Origin of the sequence: Streptomyces sp. NPDC088730, from assembly GCF_044751215.1 — a bacterium.
Taxonomy (GTDB): Bacteria; Actinomycetota; Actinomycetes; order Streptomycetales; family Streptomycetaceae; genus Streptomyces.
The window spans coordinates 69019-76557 of sequence record NZ_JBIVLK010000024.1; the positions used below are offsets into that span (position 1 = coordinate 69019).

The window sequence follows — 7539 nt, forward strand, 5'->3', positions numbered from 1 at the left end:
GCGGAGTTCAGGGCGGGGCGGGGCCCCGGAGGGCGGTCAGCCCTGGTGGGGGTAGGTGTACTCGGTCGGCGGGACCAGCGTCTCCTTGATGGCCCGGGTCAGGGTCCAGCGCTGGAGGTTCTGCGGGGCACCCGCCTTGTCGTTCGTACCCGAGGCACGGCCACCGCCGAAGGGCTGCTGGCCGACGACGGCGCCGGTCGACTTGTCGTTGATGTAGAAGTTGCCCGCGGCGTACCGCAGCTTCTCCATCGTGGCCGCGGCCGCGGCGCGGTCGTTCGCGATGACGGAACCGGTCAGCGCGTAGTCGGAGACCGACTCCATCTGCTCCAGCATCTCGTCGTACTTCTCGTCCTCGTAGACGTGCACGGCGAGGATCGGGCCGAAGTACTCGGTCGTGAAGACCTCGTTCTCGGGGTCGCTGCACTCGATAACGGTCGGGCGAACGAAGTAGCCCACCGAGTCGTCGTACGTGCCGCCCGCGATGATCGTGCACGCCGGGTCGGCGGCGGCGCGGTCGATGGCGGCCTTGTTCTTCGCGAACGAGCGGTCGTCGATGACGGCGCCCATGAAGTGCGACAGGTCCGTGACGTCGCCCATGGTGATGGAGTCGACCTCGGCCGCGAACTTCTCCTTGAAACCGGAGTTCCAGATGGAGGCCGGGACGTACGCCCGCGAGGACGCGGAGCACTTCTGGCCCTGGTACTCGAAGGAGCCGCGGGTCAACGCGGTCTTCAGGATCGCCTGGTCGGCCGACGGGTGGGCGACGACGAAGTCCTTGCCACCGGTCTCACCGACGAGCCGCGGGTAGGCGCGGTAGTTGGCGATGTTGTTGCCGACCGTCTTCCACAGGTGCTGGAAGGTGGGGGTCGAGCCGGTGAAGTGGATACCGGCCAGGTCGCGGTGGTTCAGGGCCACCTCGGAGACGGCGATGCCGTCGCCCGTCACCAGGTTGATGACGCCCTTGGGGAGACCGGCCTCCTCCAGGAGCTGCATCAGCAGCACGGCGGCGTGGGTCTGCGTCGGGGACGGCTTCCAGACCACCACGTTGCCCATGAGGGCGGGAGCGGTGGGCAGGTTGGCCGCGATCGCCGAGAAGTTGAACGGCGTGATCGCGTAGACGAAGCCCTCCAGCGGGCGGTGGTCCATGCGGTTCCACACACCGGCGGAGTTCGCCGGGGGCTGCTCGGCCAGGATCTGGCGCGCGTAGTGCACGTTGAAGCGCCAGAAGTCGACGAGCTCACAGGGGCAGTCGATCTCGGCCTGCTGGGCGGTCTTGCCCTGGCCGAGCATCGTGGAGGCGGCCAGCGTCTCGCGCCAGGGGCCGGAGAGCAGCTCGGCGGCGCGCAGGATGATGGCCGCGCGGTCGTCGAAGGACATCGCGCGCCAGGCCGGAGCGGCGGCGAGGGCGGCGTCGACCGCGTCCTTCGCGTCCTGCTCGGTGGCGCCCGCAAAGGTGCCGATGACGGCCTTGTGGTTGTGGGGCTGCACGACGTCGAAGCGCTCGCCGCCGCCCATCCGCTTCTCGCCGCCGATGGTCATCGGCAGGTCGATCGGGTTCTGGCTGAGCTCCTTGAGCTTGGCCTCCAGGCGGGCGCGCTCCGGGGAGCCCGGGGCGTAGGAGTGGACCGGCTCGTTGACCGGCGCGGGGACCTGGGTTACAGCGTCCATGGGTTCCGTTGCTCCTTCAGTAGAGGGATGGAGGGGGCTCAGCCCTTGGTGAGGATGGAGCGGCCGAAGAACAGCAGGTTGGCCGGCTTCTCCGCGAGGCGGCGCATGAAGTAGCCGTACCAGTCGGTGCCGTATGCGGTGTAGACGCGCATCCGGTGGCCCTCGGCCGCGAGCCGGATGTGCTCCTCGCTGCGGATGCCGTACAGCATCTGGAACTCGTACTCGTCCAGCTTGCGCCCGGCCTTGCGGCCCAGCTCCTGGGCGATGGCTATCAGACGCGGGTCGTGGGACCCGATCATCGGGTAGCCCTCGCCGTCCATCAGCGTCCGCAGGATGCGGACGTACGCCTTGTCGATCTCGGCCTTTTCCTGGTACGCGACGGAGGCGGGCTCCTTGTAGGCGCCCTTCACGATGCGGACGCGGCTGCCCGCGGCGGCGAGGCGGCGCGCGTCCTCCTCGGTACGGAAGAGGTAGGCCTGGATGACGCATCCGGTCTGCGGGTAGTCCTTCCGCAGCTCCTCGTGGATGGCGAACATCGAGTCGAGAGTGGTGTGGTCCTCGGCGTCCAGAGTGACCGTGGTGCCGATCTCGGCGGCGGCCTCGACGACCGGGCGGACGTTGGCGAGCGCCAGCTCATGGCCGCCGTCCAGCGCCTGGCCGAACATCGAGAGCTTCACGGACATCTCGGCCTTCGTGCCCAGACCGAGGTCCTTCAGGCGGCCGATCAGCTCCAGATAGGCGTCGCGGGCGGCCGCGGCCTGCTCGGGCGTGGTGATGTCCTCACCGACCACGTCCATGGTGACTTCGAGGCCCTTGCCGGCGGCGTCCTCGATGATCGGGACGACCTGCTCGACCGTCTCACCGGCGATGAACCGGCCGACGACCTGCTTGGTGCCCGGGGCTGCCGAGATGAAGCGGCGCATCTTGTCGCTGCGTGACGCGGCGAGAATCACGGGACCCAGCACGGGGCACCTCCACGGAAAAGTACGGACGAAAGCCGCACCACTGCTCTATGACGAACATAAGCGGTACAGCACGGAGAACCACCGTCAAATCTATGGATCCCCCCGACCCCGGGCCATCGACAGCTGTCACGCATCCGTGCCCTGCATCTCAGACATATGTCTGAAGGGGTGCGAGAATGTACGGGTGAAGGGCGATTACCAGGAGCTGGTCGACGAGATCTCCGGGCTGCTCGGCGCCCCCGCGACGCTGGAGAACCGGGACTTCGGCCTGGTCGCCTTCGGCGCCCACGACAGCGACGACGACACGGCGATGGACCCGGTCCGCACCCGCTCGATCCTGACCCGCCGCTCGACCCCGGCGGTCCGCGCCTGGTTCGAGAACTTCGGCATCACCCACGCCACCGGCCCCGTCCGCATCCCGGCCGCCCCGGAGGCCGGCGTCAACCGGGACCGGATCTGCCTTCCGGTACGCCATCGGGGTGTGGTGCTCGGCTACGTATGGCTGCTGGACGCCGACCCCGGGCCGACCGACCGGCAGCTGGAGGCGGCGATGCAGGTGGCGGCCCGGATCGGCGCGCTGCTCTCCGACGAGGCGCGGGCGGGCACCGACCTGTCCCGGGAGTTCGGCGCGGTCATCACGGCGGCGCGGGGCTGGCAGCGCGAGATGGCGGTGGCCGCACTCAGCGAGGCGCTCGGCCCGGACGCCGAGGGACTGCACACCGTGGTGTGCGTGACCCCGTGGACCGAGGACCCGCCCTCGGCGCGCACGGTGCCGTCGACGGCGGCCCTGTCCGGCGCCCCGTCCGCCGACGCGGCGGGCACTCCGGCGCTGGCCGCGCTCGTCCGGCTCCGCTCCCCCGAGGTCCTCGACCCGGCGCTCACCGCAGCCGACCGGCTGCGCGCCACCGCCGGTGCCACCGCCACCGCCGGGATCGCGGTGCCGCGCCGGGGCCTGGCGGAGCTGGCCGACGCCTGGCACGAGGCGTCCGCCGCGAACCGGGCGGCAGCGGCGGAGACGCGGTTCGGCCCGGTCGCCCAGTGGTCGGCCATCGGCCCCTACCGCCTGCTGACCGCGCTCACCCCGGAGACGCCGCCCGACCCCACGGTCCGCCCACTGCTCACCCCGGCGCACCGGGACCTGGCCCGCACCGCGGAGGTGTTCCTCGACTGCGCGGGCCAGGCGTCCCGGACCGCCGGTGAGCTGGGCATCCACCGCCAGACGCTGTACTACCGGCTCTCCCGGGTCCAGCAGCTCACCGGCCTGGACCTGAACGACGGCGAGGACCGGCTGCTGCTGCACATGGCGCTGAAGGCGTCCCGGCTCTGAGGGTTCCGTCCTCAATCGCCGGACGGGCTGTGGGTGCGGGTGCTCTGCGTTGCGCGGGGGTGCGCCTGCCCGGTGGGTGGGGGTTCGGGGTCCCTCCGGGGCGTCTCCTCAAAAACTGGCGTGGCGACCGGAGACGTAGCGGGGGCCGGGTAGTACGCCATTTTTCTGCGGGGACGCCCCTGCACGCCCCCGAACCCGGGCCGTCCCGCGTCTGCAGACGCGAGTGATGCAGGGGTGGGGCCGTGCAGGGGGGTCCCCGCAGGGAATGGCGTACGACCCGGGTCCCTCACGGTCCGGGGTGAACACGCCATTTCCGAGGAGACGCCCCGGAGGGGCACCACCCCCCACCCACCGGGGGCAGGCGCACCCCGCAGCGGCGGAGCACCCCGCACCCCAGCCCGTCCGGCGATTGAGGACGGAACCCCGCGCCAAGGACCGGGGCGCTACGCGCGTCCGGCCAGGACCGCCTTCAGGCCCTCCGTCAGGTCCTGCGCCGACGGGGCGCTGTCACGGTCCATCAGCCACTGGACCATCACCCCCGCGAGCAGCGCCTGGCAGAACAGCCCCGCCACCCGCGCCTTCTCCGGCTCCGCCTCCGGGTCGATGCCCAGCATGTTCTCGGCGAGCCCGTTGCGGCCCTCGCGCTGTGGGCCGACGAGGGCCTTCTGCAGCTCGGGGTCGGAGTCGATGCGCGAGATGACCTCCATCTGGAGCTGCCAGACGGAGCGGGTCTGCTCGTAGCTGCCGATCACCCGTTCCCAGGTCTCACGGAACTGGTCGAGCGGCGCCGGCGGCGTGGCGACGGGGTTCCCGGCGGTTTCGCCGTCCTTGGTCAGCACGTCGCCCCACTCCTCCGTCACCTTGAGGAAGGCCAGGTTGAGCAGGGCCTCCTTGGAGCCGTAGTGGTAGCCGATGGAGGCGAGGTTCGTACCGGAGGCAGCCACGATGTCGCGGGCCGTCGTCCGGGCGTACCCCTTCTCCAGCAGGCAGCGCTTGGCGCCTTCGAGCAGATCCTCACGATGTCCCATGAAAGCAGCGTACCCGGCATGCAGACGTCCGTGTAAGACGCACGTCTAGATGCCGGGTACGCGGGTTGCGGGGAGGGCTCAGTCGGTGAGGTTCACCGAACGGGCCGAGGCCGCGCCGATCTCCGCCGAGATCTCGGTGAGCACCGACGGCGGGACGTCGTCGTCGACGGTGAGGACGACCAGCGCCTCGCCGCCCACATCGGCGCGCGAGACCTGCATGCCTGCGATGTTCAGACCGGCCTCGCCGAGGATCTTGCCGACCGCGCCGACGACACCGGGGCGGTCGTCGTACCGCAGGACGACCATGTGGTCGGCCAGCGCCAGGTCGACGTCGTGGTCCCCGATCGCGACGATCTTCTGGAGGTGCTTGGGGCCGGCCAGCGTGCCGGACACCGCGATCTCCTCGCCCGTGGCGAGCGTGCCGCGCACGGTGACCACGTTGCGGTGGTCGGGCGACTCGGAGCTGGTGGTGAGGCGGACCTCGACACCGCGCTCCTGCGCGAACAGCGGGGCGTTCACGTACGAGACGGTCTCGTCGACGACGTCCTCGAAGACGCCCTTGAGCGCGGAGAGTTCGAGCACCTTGACGTCGTGCTGGGTGATCTCGCCGTACACCTCGACATCGAGGCGGGCCGCGACCTCGCCCGCGAGCGCGGTGAAGATCCGGCCGAGCTTCTCGGCGAGCGGCAGTCCGGGACGGACGTCCTCCGCGATCACGCCGCCCTGGACGTTGACCGCGTCCGGTACGAGCTCGCCGGCGAGCGCGAGGCGCACCGACTTGGCGACCGCGATGCCCGCCTTCTCCTGGGCCTCGTCGGTGGAGGCGCCGAGGTGCGGGGTGCAGACGACCTGGTCGAACTGGAACAGCGGGGAGTCCGTGCAGGGCTCCTTGGTGTACACGTCGAGGCCGGCGCCGGCGACGCGGCCCTCCTTGAGGGCGGAGGCGAGCGCCTCCTCGTCGACGATGCCGCCGCGGGCGGCGTTGACGATCCGCACCGAGGGCTTCACCTTGTGCAGCGCCTCGTCACCGATCAGGCCGAGCGTCTCCGGGGTCTTGGGGAGGTGCACGGTGATGAAGTCGGAGACCTCCAGGAGCTCGTCCAGCGAGAGGAGCTTGACGCCCATCTGCGCGGCGCGCGCGGGCTGCACGTAGGGGTCGAACGCGACGATCTTCATGCCGAAGGCCGACATGCGCTGGGCGACCAGGACGCCGATGCGGCCGAGGCCGACGACACCGAGGGTCTTCTCGCTCAGCTCGACGCCGGTGTACTTGGAGCGCTTCCACTCGCCGTTCTTGAGGGCGGTGTTGGCCTGGGGGATGTGGCGCGCGGTGGCGACCAGCAGACCGCAGGCCAGCTCGGCGGCGGTCACGATGTTGGAGGTCGGCGCGTTCACGACCATCACACCGGCCTTGGTGGCCGAGGAGACATCGACGTTGTCCAGACCGACACCCGCGCGGGCGACGACCTTCAGCTTCTTCGCGGCGGCGATGGCCTCGGCGTCGACCTTGGTGGCGGAGCGCACCAGGATGGCGTCGACATCGACGATCGCGGGGAGGAGTTCGGCGCGGTCCGCGCCGTTGCAGTGCCGGATCTCGAAGTCCGGGCCCAGGGCGTCCACCGTGGCGGGCGACAGCTCTTCAGCGATGAGTACGACAGGTTTCGAGCTCACGTGAGTCCTCACAGATCCAGTGCGGACGGCCGTCCCGACGGCCGCAGGCGGTGGAGGGGCTTGCCGCGTGGAAGACGCACGACACTGTGGGCCTGACGCGTGTATGTGTGAAGAAGTGTAGTCATGCGCGACGGCGCATACTGCGCCCCGTTGGAAGGATCACCCTCATGAGGCTGGACGACTTGTACACACGTACGACGCCGCCTCTTCCAGCGGTGAAGCAGGGCTGATGCCTCAGGGGCGGGTCCGGGAACCCGCCCCTGAGGCATCGGTGTTACGCGTCGTCGTCGTTGACCCAGCTCATGAGCTTGCGGAGCTCACGGCCCGTGGTCTCCAGCAGGTGGTCGCTGTCGGCCTTCTTGTACTCGTTGTACTTGGGCAGACCGTTGTGGTACTCCGCCATCCAGGCCTTGGCGAAGGTGCCGTCCTGGATCTCGGCGAGGACCTTCTTCATCTCGGCCTTGGTGGCGTCGGTGATGATGCGCGGGCCGGTGACGTAGTCGCCCCACTCGGCGGTCTCCGAGATGGACCAGCGCATCTTCTCCAGGCCGCCCTCGTACATGAGGTCCACGATGAGCTTCAGCTCGTGCAGGCACTCGAAGTACGCGATCTCCGGCTGGTAACCGGCCTCGGTCAGCGTCTCGAAACCGGCCTTCACCAGGGCGGCGGTGCCACCACAGAGGACGGCCTGCTCGCCGAAGAGGTCGGTCTCGGTCTCCTCGGTGAACGTGGTCTTGATGACGCCGGCGCGGGTGCCGCCGATGCCCTTGGCGTACGAGAGCGCCAGCTCCAGGCCCTTGCCCGTGGCGTCCTGCTCGACGGCCACGATGCACGGAACGCCGCGGCCCTCCTCGTACTGGCGGCGGACCAGGTGGCCCGG

Annotated in this window: 6 protein-coding genes; 1 reads left to right on the top strand and 5 read right to left on the bottom strand. The window is 70.1% G+C overall.

The annotated features are described in order from the left end of the window. Positions 1-36 precede the first annotated feature (36 nt). Together pruA and ACIP89_RS36015 are read right to left on the bottom strand one after the other, a co-directional pair. Positions 37-1668 (bottom strand): L-glutamate gamma-semialdehyde dehydrogenase, encoded by a 1632-nt coding sequence (gene pruA / locus ACIP89_RS36010; protein ID WP_402118659.1) that lies wholly within the window; start codon positions 1666-1668, stop codon positions 37-39. 38 nt (positions 1669-1706) lie between these two features. Further along, on the bottom strand, positions 1707-2633 hold the full coding sequence (locus ACIP89_RS36015) for a proline dehydrogenase family protein (protein WP_327339174.1): 927 nt from the start codon (positions 2631-2633) through the stop codon (positions 1707-1709). A gap of 184 nt (positions 2634-2817) precedes the next feature. On the opposite strand from ACIP89_RS36015, the gene ACIP89_RS36020 reads away from it, so the two are divergent. Further along, entirely contained in the window at positions 2818-3960 is a 1143-nt protein-coding gene (locus ACIP89_RS36020) for a PucR family transcriptional regulator (protein ID WP_401920068.1), read from the top strand. 443 nt (positions 3961-4403) lie between these two features. Here ACIP89_RS36020 and ACIP89_RS36025 read toward each other — a convergent pair whose 3' ends face one another. The 3 genes from ACIP89_RS36025 to ilvC all read right to left on the bottom strand — a co-directional run. Next, the gene (locus ACIP89_RS36025; RefSeq protein ID WP_401920071.1) at positions 4404-4988 is read right to left on the bottom strand and encodes a TetR/AcrR family transcriptional regulator; all 585 of its coding nucleotides are present in this window, start codon (positions 4986-4988) and stop codon (positions 4404-4406) included. Positions 4989-5066: 78 nt separating this feature from the next. Further along, a complete protein-coding gene (serA, locus tag ACIP89_RS36030) occupies positions 5067-6659 on the bottom strand; it encodes a phosphoglycerate dehydrogenase (protein WP_401920073.1) in 1593 nt (530 codons plus the stop codon). 274 nt (positions 6660-6933) lie between these two features. Further along, positions 6934-7539 (bottom strand): ketol-acid reductoisomerase (gene ilvC / locus ACIP89_RS36035; protein WP_402118662.1); only part of this gene is annotated, 606 nt, incomplete at its 5' end.